12 protein-coding genes are annotated in these 16,254 nt (G+C 60.0%); 6 read left to right on the top strand and 6 right to left on the bottom strand.

Translation table 11 applies throughout. From position 1 onward, the window contains the following. The first annotated feature begins 51 nt into the window (after positions 1-51). From XH84_RS01595 to XH84_RS01585, 3 genes are all read left to right on the top strand, one after another. Positions 52-3,219 (top strand): ATP-binding protein, encoded by a 3,168-nt coding sequence (locus tag XH84_RS01595; RefSeq protein ID WP_245471571.1) that lies wholly within the window; start codon positions 52-54, stop codon positions 3,217-3,219. A 663-nt stretch (positions 3,220-3,882) separates the two neighbouring features. Beyond that, positions 3,883-4,116, top strand: coding sequence for a DUF6894 family protein (locus XH84_RS01590; RefSeq protein WP_128916505.1), 234 nt, complete (start codon positions 3,883-3,885; stop codon positions 4,114-4,116). A gap of 35 nt (positions 4,117-4,151) precedes the next feature. Beyond that, positions 4,152-4,490: a hypothetical protein gene (locus XH84_RS01585; RefSeq protein WP_128916506.1), complete on the top strand. Its 339-nt coding sequence runs from the start codon at positions 4,152-4,154 to the stop codon at positions 4,488-4,490. 137 nt (positions 4,491-4,627) lie between these two features. On the opposite strand, the gene XH84_RS01580 is transcribed toward XH84_RS01585, so the two are convergent. The 4 genes from XH84_RS01580 to XH84_RS01565 all read right to left on the bottom strand — a co-directional run bounded on the left by XH84_RS01580 (position 4,628) and on the right by XH84_RS01565 (position 6,012). Then, complete coding sequence (locus tag XH84_RS01580; RefSeq protein ID WP_128916507.1) at positions 4,628-4,951, bottom strand: GcrA family cell cycle regulator; 324 nt, start codon at positions 4,949-4,951, stop codon at positions 4,628-4,630. 8 nt (positions 4,952-4,959) lie between these two features. Next, complete coding sequence (locus XH84_RS01575; RefSeq protein WP_128916508.1) at positions 4,960-5,175, bottom strand: hypothetical protein; 216 nt, start codon at positions 5,173-5,175, stop codon at positions 4,960-4,962. A gap of 148 nt (positions 5,176-5,323) precedes the next feature. Beyond that, on the bottom strand, positions 5,324-5,635 hold the full coding sequence (locus XH84_RS01570) for a hypothetical protein (protein ID WP_128916509.1): 312 nt from the start codon (positions 5,633-5,635) through the stop codon (positions 5,324-5,326). A gap of 161 nt (positions 5,636-5,796) precedes the next feature. Next, entirely contained in the window at positions 5,797-6,012 is a 216-nt protein-coding gene (locus XH84_RS01565) for a dodecin family protein (RefSeq protein ID WP_128916510.1), read from the bottom strand. Positions 6,013-6,217: 205 nt separating this feature from the next. Here XH84_RS01565 and XH84_RS01560 point away from each other — a divergent pair, with 205 nt between their 5' ends. Both XH84_RS01560 and XH84_RS01550 read left to right on the top strand, forming a co-directional pair. Next, the gene (locus tag XH84_RS01560; RefSeq protein WP_128916511.1) at positions 6,218-6,880 is read left to right on the top strand and encodes a phytochelatin synthase family protein; all 663 of its coding nucleotides are present in this window, start codon (positions 6,218-6,220) and stop codon (positions 6,878-6,880) included. Positions 6,881-8,317: 1,437 nt separating this feature from the next. Further along, the gene (locus XH84_RS01550; RefSeq protein ID WP_164935876.1) at positions 8,318-10,438 is read left to right on the top strand and encodes an MASE1 domain-containing protein; all 2,121 of its coding nucleotides are present in this window, start codon (positions 8,318-8,320) and stop codon (positions 10,436-10,438) included. Here the strand turns inward: XH84_RS01550 and XH84_RS01545 are convergent. Further along, positions 10,433-11,095 carry a response regulator transcription factor gene (locus tag XH84_RS01545; RefSeq protein ID WP_128916512.1) on the bottom strand — a complete coding sequence of 221 codons (663 nt, stop codon included), beginning with the start codon at positions 11,093-11,095 and terminating at the stop codon, positions 10,433-10,435. The genes XH84_RS01550 and XH84_RS01545 overlap by 6 nt on opposite strands. A 437-nt stretch (positions 11,096-11,532) precedes the next feature. Between XH84_RS01545 and XH84_RS01540 the strand changes: the two genes are divergently transcribed. After that, positions 11,533-12,984, top strand: a complete 1,452-nt coding sequence (locus XH84_RS01540; protein ID WP_128916513.1) for an OpgC domain-containing protein — start codon at positions 11,533-11,535, stop codon at positions 12,982-12,984. A 1,658-nt stretch (positions 12,985-14,642) separates the two neighbouring features. On the opposite strand, the gene XH84_RS01530 is transcribed toward XH84_RS01540, so the two are convergent. Beyond that, entirely contained in the window at positions 14,643-15,743 is a 1,101-nt protein-coding gene (locus XH84_RS01530; RefSeq protein ID WP_128916515.1) for a helix-turn-helix transcriptional regulator, read from the bottom strand. Positions 15,744-16,254: the final 511 nt, after the last annotated feature.

Genomic DNA, 16,254 nt, shown 5'->3' with positions numbered 1-16,254 from the left:
CCGACAGTACCGCCGCAAGTGACAGCGGGGGCCGGCGCATCGAGGTCCATCGTGGCACGGGGCACGGAGCGCTCAGGCTTGTTAGCCGCACCAAGTTCTTCCGCCGAGCGCCGTCAGCTCACGGTGATGTTCTGCGACCTCGTCGACTCGACGGCACTTGCGACAAAGCTCGATCCCGAAGATCTACGAGATATAATTGCTGAGTACCGCGACAGCGTAGCGGCGGTCGTCCGCAAGTACGGTGGCACCGTCAGCCGCTACATCGGCGACGGCATGCTCATCCTGTTCGGCCATCCTTCAGCGCATGAGGACGATGCCGAACGCGCAGTGCGCGCTGCGCTTGAGATCGCCGCGACCAGGCACGCGCCGGGAGCCCCACCCGAGCTCGAGCTGCGGGTTCGCCTTGGGCTCGCGACTGGTCTCGTCGTCGTAGGTGATCTTATCGGCAGCGAAGCGGCGGAGGTGCAGGCGGTCCTTGGCGAGACACCGAACCTTGCCGCACGACTGCAAACGCTCGCCGAACCGGATGGGGTAGTCATCGCTGAGGACACGCGGCGGCTCATCGGCGGGCTCTTTGACTACGAGAATCTCGGCGCGGCGACGCTAAAGGGCTTCGCCGCACCGGTGCAAGCCTGGCGGGTACTTCATGAGGGAACAGTGGAAAGCCGCTTCGAAGCGTTGCACCCTTCAGTCCTCGCCCCGCTGGTTGGGCGTGAAGAAGAACTCGCGCGGCTGGAGGGAAGCTGGCACGGTGCGCGGGCGGGTACCGGTCAAGTCATACTGCTCGTCGGCGAGGCTGGGATCGGCAAGTCGCGCCTCGTGGCGGCTCTTCAGGAGCGTATCGACCGGGAGCCGCGCACCTGCTTGCGCTACTTCTGCTCTCCTCATCATCAGGAAAGCGCGCTTTACCCCTTCACCGCACAACTCCAGCGAGCGGCTGGCTTCGATCGTGAGGACACACCGAGGGCGAAGCTCGACAAACTTCGAGCGCTCCTATCACCTGCATTGCCGCCCGATGAAGACGTGACGATCCTGGCCGAGTTGCTGTCGATCCCGAACGATAATCTGTACCCGCCAGTTACGAGTACGCCGCAACAAAAGAAGGAGAGAATCTTCGCCGCTCTGGTTCGCCAGCTTGAAGCTCTCGCGCAAAGACGTCCAATCATGATCGTGTTCGAGGACATGCAATGGATCGATCCAAGCTCGCGCGAGCTACTGGACCGAACCGTCGATCGCGTAGCAAGCCTACCGGTTTTGGTCTTGATCACCTACCGCCCCGAGTTCCAGTTAGTATGGACCGGAAAGTCGCATGTCAGCTTGCTCACGCTGAACCGGCTTGACCAGAAAGCGGGCGCTGCGCTGATCCGGAGCGTGGCAGGCGGCCGGACGCTGCCGACCGAAATCGTCAATGAAATTGCTGAACGAACGGATGGTGTGCCGCTGTTCGTTGAGGAGTTGACCAAAGCGGTGCTCGAAACAAGCCCCGAGGGTATTGCGCGAGCGATCTCCTTCGCGCCGCTGCCCGGACTTGCCGTACCGGCGACGCTACATGCTTCGTTGATGGCGCGGCTCGACCGGATTGGTCCGATAGCCAAGGAGGTGGCGCAAATCGGCGCGGCTATTGGCCGCGAGTTCTCCTACGACCTGCTAGCCTCGGTCGCACAGCGGTGCGACAACGAGTTGCGGGCGGCGCTCGGTCGGCTGATCAGCACCGGCCTCGTGTTTGGGAGTGGCGAGCCGCCCGACGCCAATTTCTTGTTCAAACACGCACTGGTCCAGGATGCGGCATACGGCACACTGTTACGCAGCCAACGTCGCGAGCTGCACGCGCAGATCGCTGGCGCGCTCGAGGAGAGGCTCGCCAGGGGCATCCAAGAGCAGCCGGAAATCCTCGCCCATCACTGTGGGCATGCGGGCCTGGCCGAAAAGGCGGTTTCCTATTGGCGGGAGGCTGGTGAGCGTTCAAAGGCTCGATCGGCAATGACCGAAGCAATCGCGCAGATGCGAAAGGCGCTCGATCTGCTATCCCATCTGCCGGACACCTCCGGGCGCCAGCGCACCGAAACTGAACTTCAACTCGCGCTCGGCGGTGCACTGATCGCCGCGAAGGGCCATGCGGCCGAAGAGACTGGCAGGGCCTACGCCCGGGCGCGTTGCCTCTGCGAGGCACTGAACGACACTCCGAACCTGCTCAAGGCACTCTGGGGCGAGTTCGTGCATTATCACGTTCGTGGTGAAACGGACCGATCGCATCGCATCGCCGAGAATCTGCTCGATTTGGCCGGACGACAGAACGATGCGGCCATTCTTGTCGCCGGTCATCGGGCAGTCGGCGATAGCTGGCTTCATCGCGGACAATTGGCCTTGGCGCGCGCCCATCTCGAGCGGGGACTCGCCCTGTATGATCCGGCGCAGCAACGCTCTCTGACGGCCCTGTTCGCAGAAAACGCCCGCGTGGCGATGCTTTCGTTCCTGTCGCTGACGTGTGGCCTGCTTGGCTTCGCCGATCAGGCGCGCGTGCAGAGCAGTGACGCCCTGGCAGAGGCGCGCGAGTCGTCGCACCCGATCAGCCTCGCATTCGCGCTGAGCGTCGCCTGCCGGTTGCATTTCGTGCTCGATGATGCGGGCATGGTTGGGCGACGGGCGGACGAGCTGGTTGCGCTCACCACCGAGCAGGGCTTTGCCTTCTTTCTCGCGATGGGGACGGCATATCGCGGCTGGACGCTGGCCGAAGCCGGCGACGCCGAAGCCGGGGTGGACTTGCTGCGGCGCGGTATCGAGGGATTCCAGGCCTCCGGCGCAGCGTGGACTCTTCCATTCTACCTCGCGCAGCTCGCGGCAGCCGAGGCAAAGAGAGCACGATTTGAAACCGGGCTCGGCCAACTCTCCGACGCCTTGGCACTAACCCAGAAATTGGGGGTGCGGTGGTTCGAGGCCGAGCTGCACCGGCGACGAGGCGAGTTGATGCTGACGGCTCGGCCGGGCGCCGAGGTCGAGGCGGAGGCCGAATTTCGCCACGCCATCGCGATTGCTCGCCAACAGGAGGCGAGACTCTGGGAGCTTCGCTCTGCCGTCGCTCTCGCCCGGCTCTGGCGCCGTCAGGGCAAGGATGATGAAGCACGCGATCTTCTTGCGTCGGTCTACGGTTGGTTCGACGAGGGCTTCGATATCCGCGACTTGAAGGAAGGCAAGGCACTGTTAGAAGAACTCTGCACTTAGAACCACATCAATCGGCCGGAGCAGGCGACAAGTGGTGGGTCAAGAGCGAAAACTGGGCGTCCGCTTCTGGCCCTGATCCGAACAACGGGCGAGCTGTCGCCACGTCGGCTGTCCGAGGGCGACCAGACCTCACACGATGGAGTGCTGACCGCAGCTTTTGACCCAGAGCGGTCCTGGGAGTTTTGTTCGATCAGACCTTGCTTTAGTAGAGGCTCTGGCGAGCTTTAATATCGTGGTGAAACAATGCAGCTATCTTTCTGGCGCTTGAAAGGACCCGATAACGGCGACGAGAGGCGCGGGATCGATCAAGGTCAAAGTTGAGGAATCGCTGCTTCGCGGACGGACGATTCGTGGCATTGTGTGAGCTGCTCTGCAAACTTGAAAGCTTCGAGATCATGCTGGCCTCCTGAGCTAAGCTGCTAGGCGCGGTCAACGCTTTGATTCTCATATCGCAAGAAGCCTTTTTGCGAAATTCCGGTGGGTTGCTTAAGGACATTTGCGAGTGACAGCGTCGGTCGGACGGCTTTGCGCAACTGGAAACACGATTGAGCAGCCCCCTTCGGCTTTTTCCGTATATCCCCTTAGGGTATCGACCTGAATGTTCTGATGTTTCTTCTCCTGCTATTGGGTGACCATGCGCTCGGCTGATGTAGGAGTCGGAATATGACGGAGGTCTATTTCCATTACTCCAATGCGCGCGGCTTGTTGATTGATCCAGGCGGCACTGTCGTGGACGACTTGGTGGAGGCATGCGAGCGCGCGGATCGTGTGGTGCGGTCGCTCATCATGACAGCGAGCGCGGAAGATTGGCGCGGTTGGGTCCTCCACGTTACCGATAATGACGGCGATCAAATCTTTGACGTGCCGTTCGTAACAGTGCTCGGCAAACCGCACTAAGCGGCTACGGGTGCCACTTCAGCGAGGCGTAATTCATGTTGGACGCTGCAACTCTGCGCGAAGATCTTGCCGTTATGGAAAAGCAAATTCAGTTCAATCCGAACGACAACGATCTTGTCAACAGATACCTGACATATGCTCGCAAGGTTCGTGAAATTAATATCGCGAGAACGGTTATGTCACTGCACGGAATCAGTCAACTCAAGGACGCGAGTTTGGAAAATCGTTTGCTTAGACCTCATTATCATAGCTGTCGCGGCGCTCGCCGTAGTGATCCCGCCAAGCCGTCGCTTTGCTGTTCTCGAGTCCGGAATTGGCCCGTGCCAGACCTCAGCCCGGAGCACCGCGAGGTCCGCTTACTGAAGGTGATCTGAACAAGGCGATGCGGCGAGCTAAGGCAGCCTTTGACCCACAGCGGACATTCGAACCAGACGAACAAGGTGCACGCCTCCGAAACCGACGAGCCGAGACAGACACTGACTGCAGCGCAACAGGTGTTCGCGGTGAACTCTTAGCCAGTATTTTTGACCGCCTCAGCCAGAATCTCGTAAAGCTGCTGCTTGCTGAGCTTGGGCTGCCGCTTCTCAGGTGCGTTCGGCGACACCTTCTTTACGGCTGGACGGACGCAAGCTGCCGACGTTGGCCTGAGCTTCGGGGATGGCCTTATCTTGGGCCTTGCCGTGGGCGGCTTGTGGCCTCGCTTCAGCCCCTGACGGGTAAGCATCCCGCAGACCGCGTTACGACTGCATCCGAGCCGACGCGCTATCTGCGCCGCGCTCTGTCCTGCAGACCAGAGCCTGGTGAGGAGCCCTATGTCTTTCGCATCCCAGCTCATGGGGAATATTATAGCGCCGATTTCCGAACACGCGTCAATCTGTCTTCGTCCGGCTCCCGCACGACCGCCGGTTCGTCGGCGTCATCTTCCCCTTCGTCGTCTTCGTCCTCCTCATCTTCTTCCTCTTCATCAGGATCTCTTGGCGGCTTCGCGGTGCCTATAAGTACGAGCGGTGTCCAGCAGATCGCCGGGATGGAAAATGCTTCGAAGGCGTGTTGCTTCATGTCGTTGCTGCTCCTCGAAAAGCCCTCGCGGTCGGATGTTCCTGAGCGGCGACACGCGTAGGTTCAGGGCGCGATTGTAGCAAACGCGAGGGTGGACATCAGCTCGATGACATGAGCAAGGGCAGCACCCGCCATGGAACTGGCGACGCTACTTTATGCCGGAAGATCCATCAGGCTCTATGTCCACCAAAACTTCGCCGCTGGTTATTTCGGGGACCCCAAGATCGAGGTCATGCAGACTTGCCTGAACAAACGCCAGTATCTTGGCGTTCGCTGCGTTGGCGCTCTCGCGGTCATCGAATATCATCACGGCGATACCGACGCCGTCGCCCGCATCCAGCACATGGTAAGATCTAAATCCCTGCGATTGCCTCAGGATCTCACCGACGCCGCTCTTGGCGCGACGAGCGACGTCCGCTACCGAACGAACCTTCGTGTACTTGCGAATGACCATGTACATGGGGCCACCACGCGCCATGCGCTCCCTCGCATCAGAGCATATCGGTCTCGGTCGGACTAGTGCCAACTTCCGGGATAGGCCATGGCGCCCGGTTGGTCGGTCCGTGCAACGCACTTTTTCCAATGAGCCATCCTCGCCCGCAAGGGCGAGGTGCTTGAGACTCAGGTGCCCTCAAACTTGAACGACACGTTGAGCTTGGCGCGATAGGCCTCGACTTTTTCTTTGTCATCCAGTTGCATATCGAGCTTGACGACCTCTGCAATGCGAAGATCTCGGAGAGATTTAGCGGCTTGCTCGACCGCATTGGCAGCCGCCTTCTCCCACGAGTCGGTGCTGGTGCCGATAAGTTCAATGACCTTGTAGACGCTATCGGGCATGTCGTCCTCCTCTTCGGTAGGGGCCGGAAATCTAGCATCTGGATCCCGACACCGATACGTGTCGGAGGGATGCTGCCGAAAAGGGTCCGATAGGCTGCCACTTTTCCTGTTGATCGACGCGCACATGGAATCTGCTTCCTGCCAGTTGGCTTCTGAATATAACTTTGCCGGCCGATATCGTCATTGCTACCAAAGGTTTTGACCCATGAAGCGATGGCACCGCGTCAGCATCAGCAGCTTGGTTATCGCCGTGGGCCTGGTGTGTGCCGGGGCCCTGGTGGTCAGTCGATCGCACGTTCCAGCAGAAGCCATAGCTTCATCGGTAACGCGTACTCCCGAGCTTGTAGAGCGTGCGTGGCACCTGCCCGTGGCAGCCACGTTCCAAAGACACGTTGATTGGCAGTCAAATGGCTCTCGCTGCGGACCTGCCGCTGTCGCGAATGCATACCGCTCCCTTGGCGAGGCGGCGAGCACGGAGGGCAAGGTCTTGGCCGACACCTGGAGCTGCTGGACAGGCGTATGCATAATGGGTCTCACGCTTGACGAGCTGGCCAAGGTCGCCCAGTCCCACACCAGCCGGAAAGTTACGGTCCTGCGCGATCTCGGCGAGACCCAGTTTCTGGAGTATCTCCACCGCTCCAACGATCCGGGGCGACGCTACATCGTGAATTTTGATCGCGCTCAAATTTTTGGTGCTGGGAGTGGACACCATTCCCCAATTGGGGGCTATTTGGAAGCCGAGGACCTCGTTTTCGTACTCGATGTGAATTTCGATTTCCAGCCATGGCTCGTCGAGCGGAAGCGGCTGTTCGACGCCACAAATACGTTCGACGGCGATAAGAAGCGGGGGCTGCTGTTGATAGAATAATATCCCGGATGTCACCTCTTGGCCCTCACCTGAACAGCGAACGGGCTGCGGCCATGTCGGTCGTCAGTGGGAGACCGGACCTTGCACGACGGGCGCGTCGACGGGCGCTCCTGACCCAGAGCGGACTGGCCCGGGTCATGAGTTTTCCTATCCAGCTGTCGGTACTGTCCGTATTTGACTCCAAGTGTCCGAAGTTAAATCGTGCTTGTCCTAGTTTCCATTCCCGGAACTGAATGCTCCGTTTTCGTCAAGAGTCGCCTCGCCGTTGCTCCAAGAGGCTCGCAATGACCCAGCACCGCCGTCGAGTGAAGCAGACGCGCTCTCTTGAAGAGCGGCTGGCCGAGCGAGCACCCGCGGGAACGGTTCGGCTGAAGCCCGCCTGAGTCCGGACGTCGATTCCTGAGAGTGCGCCCGGGGTGCGCGGCGTTCAACAGGCGCGCGAACAGGACGTTGCTCACCTCAGTTGATGATGCGGCTCCTAACCGCTGCGGGGTCGCGTCATTTGTGCCGGAATGATTGATCGAATGACATTGCGAGCGGCCCGACGATGTGCTCGAACGCGGTTCAGTGAACGGTCGCGCTCAGGACGATCGCCGGCATGCCGGGATACGGGCGAATGTTCGGCATGCCCGCCAATTCGCTTCGATCAATCCGGACGAAGGCTGTGTCGTACGGCGCATTCGTCTTCGGATCGGGCGGTCGCCCACGCAGGTGATAATTGGCGCCCTCTGACCGGCGTGAGCACGCCGGACTATCGCCGCGCTTTCGAAGGTGCTCGGATGCGGTGACGCGACTGCGCTGTTTTGTCAGCGATAGCGAACAAAGCACGCAGCGCTTCAAGCATGATGATTGCCGTGCAGGTCGTAGACGAGGCCACTCGATCACGGAACCAAGCAAAGACTTCGTTACTGTAGTTCGATCAAGGAGAATTCCACGGCCATCGCAAACGCCGCGGGATGCAGCGCACTCGTCGCCTCATCGGTCGTGGAGATTCTTCTGTTTCTGAGCGAAGCTTCCGCTTCCTCGTCACACGCCGCAGCAAGCTATCGTGTAAGTGGTTCAGTCCCGAGAATCCAACGAGAGATGGGTCTAGGTCGCATATGGCGACCCAGTCCAGGTCCAAATTTTCCCGCCTTTCGGAGCGCCTAGCTTCGTCGTACGATGCGTCCCCCCAAGGCTCGGGGTGAACATCAGACGGTGCGAATTCGCCGGGGTGCAACGGCGCCCTGTTCGTCGCAGTGGATCTTGATGCGATCCACGGGGATTGAACAGCAAGTCGGCCAGCTCCATCGCATGCGCCGTCTCTTAGTTCGCCAGCAGACTGTTGTGATTAATTCGATCTGAGCGCATCTGCCGTGTCGACCAAGCGATCTTGGATCCAGAGGTCAAAAGTCAGTTTCGGTGCACCAACCAATTGCTTAGTCCAGGACGTCGACGATGTCCAACCCTCGATCATTAGCTCCCGCGACAAACTCTAGCCGGGGCGTAAGCTACGTCGGTAGTCTGGTCGCAATCGGAGCCGTCTATCTCGTCTTAGCCAAAGGCGGGCTTGCCCTCGCGTCCATTCATCCCAGTTCAACGCCAATTTGGCCGCCGACAGGTGTCGCGCTGGCGGCGGTGCTGTTGGGGGGATATCGGACCTGGCCAGCAATTTTTGCGGCAGCGTTAATCGCTAATGCGACGACGGCAGGCTCGGTTGCCACCGCAATCGCGATTGCGGCCGGTAACGCGCTTGAAGCCGTTGTGGGCGCTTATCTCATTAATCGGTGGTCGGGCGGGTGTAACACGTTTTCGAGCCCCGATTCTGTCGCAAAGTTTGCTGTGATCTGCGTCGTGATCGCGACACCGATCAGCGCCAGCATTGGACTGACCAGCCTGACAATCTTCGGGTACATCGAACAGAAGAGTTTCGCGGACGCGTGGATCACTTGGTGGCTGGGAGATGTGACAGGCGCATTGGTCATTGCCCCCGTTATCGTGCTTTGGGTATCAAGCCGCTATCGTGACTTCGAATGCGATGCTTTTCTGGAGACGGCCGGCGTCCTCACGACAGCGGCGGTTGTTGGACTCATTGCTTTCAGCCCCCTGATCGAGCAAACGCCCGGCCGAGATCCACTGGGTTTTCTGGCGATCGTGCCAATGTTGTGGGCGGCGCTGCGCCGCGGTCCGCGCGATACCGCGACGGTCGCCCTGGTGCTTGCAGGCATCACGATCTGGGGCACGCTCACGGGCGGCGGTCCGTTCACAACTGCGGACCTTAACGCATCGTTTCTGCTGGTGTTGATGTTCTTGATCAGCATTACCGTTCCTAGCTTGTTGCTGAGCGCCGATGTCGAGGTGCGCAAGAAAGCAGAGGAGCGTCTGCGCCGCGCGCGCGTCGAGCTCGAGCGGAAGGTCGCAGAGCGGACGCAAGAACTGGAGCTCGCCAGTGCAGCAAAATCACGCTTTTTTGCCATGGCAAGCCATGATTTGCGGCAACCGTTACATGCCTTAGGGCTGTTCGTTGCCCAGCTGCGCACGCCGCTCGAACCGGCGGAGAGGGCAAGGACGATCGAGCGAGTCGACGCAACGCGCAAGGAAATGGATGAAATGTTCAATTCGCTGCTGGACATTTCGAGACTCGATGCCGGGATGCTCGTCCCTAACATTACCGAATTTCCGATCGGACGCCTGTTGCAAAAAATCGAGACGGCGTTTGATCAGGCGACGCGAGAAAAAGGCTTGCGCTTACGCGTCAGGCCAAGTGACGCCTGGGTACGGAGCGACGCCATGCTGCTCGAACGCATATTGCTGAATCTGGTATCCAATGCTGTGCGCTATACCTTGCAGGGCGGGATCCTGGTCGGATGCCGCCGGCGCGGTGAAATGCTGCGCATCGAAGTATACGATACCGGTCCCGGCATTCCCGAGGATCAAAAGCAGAATATTTTTGGCGAGTTTTTTCAAATTCCCGCTCCGGAGCAGAACCGGTGCGGCGGACTGGGGCTCGGCCTTGCCATTGTCGACAGGCTTCGCCTGCTACTCAATCATCAAATCGAGCTCGCTTCGACGGTAGGTCGCGGTTCGCGATTCACGGTCCTGGTTCCGAAGGTCGACGAATGCGTCAGATCCGTAGCGCCCACCGCCTTACCACACCCCGGTGTTTTTGCAGTCGATGGTAAGGCAATTCTTGTTATTGCCGATAGTCCCATCGTGCAGGAGGGAACGGGCGGATTGCTCAGCAAATGGGGATGCTCGGTTGTTGCCGCCGGATCCGATGAAGCCGCACTGGTCCGACTTGCCGAGCGCGAACAACGCCCCGATCTCATAATCTCGGACTATCATCTCGCACGCGGGAAGACCGGAATCAGGGCAATTGAACAAATCAATGCGGCGTTTGGCTCGTCGATTCCCGCTATTCTCATCAGCGGCGATACGGCAGCTGAACCATTGAGGGACGCAAAGGATAGAGGATACGTCTTGCTGCACAAGCCGGTCGACCCAATGCAGCTCCGCGCTGTCATGCACGAAGTCTTTAGGGATCACGATGGTGGGAGAGACGCTGGGGCAGTTTCATGATCCCGATTTCGGCGGCCACTCCCAGCCCATTTTTCCGACCTTGATGACGGCCTCGGTGCGTGTCGCTACGCCAAGCGCTTTGAGAACGACCGTGATGTGATTCTTCACCGTTGGCACTGCCATATTGAGCATCTTGGCAATAACCTTGTTGCTCTTTGCCTTCATCAGCAGCGCAAGTACTTCAATCTGCCGATCGGTCAATCCGAGCCCCTTGAGCGGGTCGGGCGCTACTGGCTTGTTTGCAAGCCGCGGGCCCGCTGTCTTCTCCAGTATCTCCAAGGGGATGTAAACTCCGCCGGAGAACACCAGCTCAATAGCGTTGAGCATCACCTCGCGTTCCGTGGTTTTCGGAATGAAACCCAGCGCGCCGAGTTTGAATGCGCGCTTGACCGTGTCTTGATCGTCGGAGGACGAGAGAATGACGACAGCAATGGTCGCATAGCGATCGCGCAGTTCGCAAAGGACAGAGAAGCCGTCGCGATCAGGCAAATTGATATCAAGCAAAATGAGGCTGATGTCGGGATGCTCCTCGACGATGTGCATGGCCTCTCGACCGCTCGAAGCTTCGAATATGACGGCTTCTCGCTTTAATTGCTTCAAGACGGCGTGCAACGCCGCCCGAATCAATGTGTGATCGTCAACAACAAGCACTTTCACGAAAAAGCTCTCCGTCCTCTGATCGCCCGGAGATCAATGGAAAATCATACACCCACCTTCGAATACGTCCATCTTCCATCTCGGGCTCGGCAGCAGTTCGCCGTCAGGTAAGAAGGGAGCTTGGACTACGGGAACCAGCCGCTCTGACCAAATAGACGACAGGGCGGACCGTACCTTGGTCATAGGACCTAGGCACCTCGCTGTACCGACCTCCGGCCGATTTACAGGCTGCGGCGCTTGCACGATGATGACGACGGTCGGCCTCTCCACCAGAAGGTTGTGCGCAGCGCGGCCATATCATCATTGTCGCATTGCTGTCGTGGCCGGTCGGTGTGAAGCAATTCTGGACGGCGGCGCTGCCGCAGCGTGCTTTTTGTCACATTCGGTTCCTTTCGATCGTTTCTCTCGAAGCCTGCGTACCCTGGACGAGGTAAGCCATGCAGGATCGGACCGCATCCCCGAAGCCATTTGCGGGCGCTCTGCCGGAGCTCAAAGTCAACAGCCGCGACCTGCGCATTGATGCCTGCCGCGGCATCGCGCTCTGGTGCATCTTTCTTGATCATGTCCCCAATAACATTGGAAGCTGGCTGACGCTGCGGAACTACGGCTTCAGCGACGCCGCGGAAGTGTTCATGTTCGTTTCGGGCGTCACATGCGCGCTGGCCTACGGCAAGGTACGGAGCTGCGAGGGGTGGACCAGCGTGATCCGCCGGACACTGCGGCGAAGTTGGGACATCTATGTCGCATTTCTGCTGCTGACGCTCGCCTGCGCCATCTTGGTTCACCTTGCAGGCGGAGACCGTCTTGCTGATGAGAGCAATACGCGCATTCTGTTGGACCAGCCGGGCTCGGCGCTCGCGCACGCAGCGATCCTGCAATACCGTCCGGTCAATACCGACGTATTGCCGATCTTTGTGCTTCTCCACCTCTTCTTCGCGCCGTTGCTGTGGTTGCTGTTCCGAATGCCGAACGTAACGCTTGGCGCCTCGCTGACGCTTTATGCGCTGGTGCATATGTTCGGCTGGTCCATGCCGGCGTGGCCGAGCGGCCATTGGGCTTTCAATCCACTGGCCTGGCAGCTATTGGCGGTCCTTGGCGCGTGGATGATAATCGAGGGCGAAAGAGTGCGCCCCTGGCTAACATCTCGCAAGGCGCTCGTGCCCGCCGCTCTCTATCTGGTCTTCAGCCTTGTCATCGCATTGAGTTGGAGGATCAAGCCACTGGAAGCGTTAGTCCCGCAGGGGTTGACCAAGTTGGCTTACTCGCTAGACAAATCCAATCTCGATCCGTTGCGTCTGTTGCATTTCTTGGCTCTTGCGGTTGTGGCGGTGTGGTTCGTGCCGCCCAATCGGCAAGCATTGACAACTGCGGTGATGCGCGGCGCCATCCTCTGTGGCAAGCACTCGTTGCCAATCTTCTGCCTCGGCGTCCTGCTGACGCTCGCTAGCCTGCTGGCGCTGCTCGACATATCGGAAGGGCTTGCGATGCAGATCACGCTCAGCGTTGGCGGGATCCTCATGATGATCGTGGCGGCGACGCTGCTGAACTTGGTCAAGATCACGCCGCCCGGGCTGCAGCCGACCGTTGCACTGGCTGCGGGCGTGCCCGCCCAGCCGGACGCCTGGGGCACCGTTGACTGGCGCCCCTTGAAAGCGTTTCGCCGTGGAATACGCGAGTTCGGACTGCGCGAGTTCGGATGGGCCGGCAGCCGGAATTCCGTCATCGATTGCCGGTTCGCGGATAGGCAATCCCACCGGGTATTTCGCCTCGCAGACCGATTGGTACGACCGAGGGCGGATGTCATCGCGCCCTCGCCGAAGCCTGCAGCCATGACGGCCAGGAATGCAACCGCGACCATTCCATCGGCGGAATATCGCTTTGGCACCTAGGCACGGGAAAGTTCCGGCAGACCTCCAGCCGCGCTGAGAGATCACGTCTCAGGAGCAAGAAGTCCGCTTTTGCTGTTTTGAGGCCAAGGTCCACCGGCCGGCGATGGAGCGCGTCGACGATCAATGGCAATACCTGCCGCGGTGCCGGGCCCATCTTTAATGAACTCTATGCCGGCCATATTATCTGGAACGAAGTCCGGGTGGGAAGGATCGCGTTTTCTTCGCGGCGGGATGCGGAAGGTCTCAGCACGGGAATCGTATCTGGTTCAGTGGCCATTCAGGCTGGATCGGCTACTCAGCTTCTTTCAGAGGTTGAAGTCCGCCGTCGAACTCATCGCTCTCGATTATCTCGGCGCGAAGACCTTCGCCGTAAAGCATCGATCCCGATCGATGTTATGCAAGCCATTGTCGCATTCGACCCAAACGAGCCTGATTAGAGTGCCCGCTGCCGATGAACCAAAGCAAGTTGCCATACCTTGTGATCTCCGCCGCGATTATCGTCGTGCTTTTAAGCTGGTATGGTTGGCTTCTGGCGTTGCAAGCAAGCCAGAGCCAAGTGTGGGTCTTTTGAGCGTCACTCGGCCAGCTGCGAGATCGACGCTGGCAAGGACGGGTCTGCGCGACTCGCTGCTTACGACGCTGGGTGGATAAGTTGGGCGGAAGCCGGCATCGGCGGCGTGGCGGCTCACCGGGCAGGCGACGCCGATGCGGCGTGCTCGAGAAAATGGGTGCTTTACGAAGGGCGGACATGTTGCCTGCTTGGCGCGAGCATATTCCCTGATCACCAGCGGAATTTTCCCTGTTCCGACTCTAATGCATGGCGCCGCAATGCCACGATTCCAGCGCTCCTTTCGCAATTTCATGCCCGGTAGCGCCCCCTGCGGCAGATACGTTTCCCTGCAGAATTCCCTGTAACCAGGGAATTGAATGTCGGCGGCCTTAGGGCCGGTGACCTGGAGGAGTCTTCGGACCCGCGCAAGTCTGGTTCGGGCGCTCATGGCGTGCCTGCGCCAAGCTCCTCGCCCGCGCCGTGACTGGCCGATCCCGCCTGTGGGCGGACGTCCCGATATCCCCCGCCAGCCCTGGGAGACGGGCCGGGCCTGCGCTGCCTGCGACTTCCTTACCAGGCAGAGTCGAGGCCATAGATCGCGGCGGGCAGAAACTGAACTCTGCCCACTGATTCTGCCGGCCTAGCCCATTTGGGGGAGGCGCACTCAAGGGGTTTTATCCTATCGCCTTACGAACCTCCAATGTACGGCGGCGCTCTTGCCCTCGTGTGGGACAAGATGCCGGCACCTCGTTAAGTAGCGAAATGACGTCGAACTCGTTGGGAGACGATCTGTTGGGCTTGGACGACTTCCCGTTCTTCGAGCTCGAGATGCGCAAACGTTCGCGGAGCTGGGAGTGGCGTATCGGCTCCCGGGACGGAAAAGCCATCATGCGAGGAAGAGCGAGGAAGCGCGTGGTGGCGAGATATCAGGCGACCAGCGCGTTGTTTCTCTTGCTTATGAACGTATCCGTGGCGCCTCGGAGCCGAAAATGAGAAGGGATACGCAAACCATAAGGCCACACCTTTCAGCTGAAGCACCGGAAAGGCCGAGGTCTTTCGTTCGGCCTCAGGCGAAATTTGTGACCGCCGACCGGCGCAAACCCAATGCTCACACCAGCTGCGAAACCAGCGTAACCAGCTCCGACTGGCGGTGGGCTCCCGTCTTCGAGAAGATCGACTTGAGGTGGTTGCGCGCGGTTTCGCGCGAGATGCGCAGGTGTTCGGCGGCGCTCGCAATCGATGTGCCGGTTGCAAGCAGGGCGGCCAGTCGGGATTCTGCCGGGGTGAGATCGAAGGCCTGGCCGATCAGTCCCGGGTCCGGCGCCGCGCGTGGGGTGAGGTTGGACAGGATCAGCATGGCGCGCGCGCCAAGGAAGACGGAGCGCGCAGCGCCGTCCACTGGCAGGACCCGCAGGACGACCGGTGGCTTTGCCGTCCGGCGCACGAGGATCGGAGAAGCGGGGACGGCGGCGGCATCCGGCGTCGATCGGATCAGGCTGATCAGTTGGTCGAGCCTTGCCATCGCCTGCTTGTCACGGAGAACGAGACGCCGTTCCCTGATGCGGATCTCATCGTCGAACCCACGGTCGGCCGCCTCGTTCGTGCGCAGGACCATTCCTTCCCGGTTGAGGACCAAGGCGGGCTGTCGCACCCGGTCGAGGACGTCGGTCATCGAGGTCAGCGCGACCCGTCCGATGGCTGTTGCCAGCGTCGCGGTCTCGGTCAGGCGCGGCGCCAATTGGGCAAGCATTTGCTTGTCGCGCGCCTCGAATGCGCCTTCGCGGCCGGTTCGCTGGATCGTCAACGCCCATGCTGCGCGGTCAGCCCAGAAGCCGATGCCGGCAAACCACCGGTATCCATATGGAAACAGCACCTCGTTGTACATGGGATCGGCGCGAATCTGCTCAGGGGTCATCACGTCGAGGTCGGTCACGACCTCGCCCGCCATCATGCGCGGAAAGGCCCTGGCCCGGGGATCCCTCAGATGCCAGTTATTCCTGAAGTAGAACTTGGTCCCTTCGTCGATCGATTCCGTGCGTGGAACGTCCGGGGTCCTGATATCGCTCTGAAGGAGTAAGGCCGCTGATGCTCCGACCGCCTTGCAGATGTCATCCATGATGGCGCGCCATGCTTCCGGATTCACGGCGGCCTCGCCAAGTCGATTGAGAACCTTCGATAGCTCCTCACCGTCGATTTTATTGGCTTTCAAGAGCGGTCCCCCTTCCGCTGAGCCCCTGGCGTTGCTGTGAGCCGGCGCTCCATGCCATGCAGAAGACCCCCTGATATTGGAGCCTTCCCGCCGCGTTTCCCTGACCGGTCATGCTTCGCGAGAGGGCGGCTCGACGCAAGCCTCCTTGCGTGTTTTTCCTGAAAAATGGTGCTCGACCAAAGTCTAACAAGATAATTCCGGCGAGGGCGCGGTCCCCACGATCCGATGACCCATTCGGGTCATGCGCCAAGATGTGCCGGCGCTATTCCATGGGCGAGGAATACTTTCCGGTCCAGGATTTTGAGATGACGCTGCTCCGCTCGAGCCAGATGAGTTTCGGTGTTGGGTCTCCGCTCCCGATATCGATCCGGGGTGAGATCTCGGTGTGTCAGAGTGTCGCATGCAATCCAGCGCGAGCGGCCGCGACTTGCAGGCCGTCGCTATCAGCGGTGGTAGCTCCCTTGCTTGGCAGCTTCAACGATGTCCTCGCGTCAAGTGGGCGAGGGAAGGC

The sequence above is a fragment of the Bradyrhizobium nanningense genome, from assembly GCF_004114535.1.
GTDB classification, from domain to species: domain Bacteria; phylum Pseudomonadota; class Alphaproteobacteria; order Rhizobiales; family Xanthobacteraceae; genus Bradyrhizobium; species Bradyrhizobium nanningense.
Note: the sequence above shows the minus strand (reverse complement) of the source record. Positions and strands in the feature narration are given on the sequence as shown.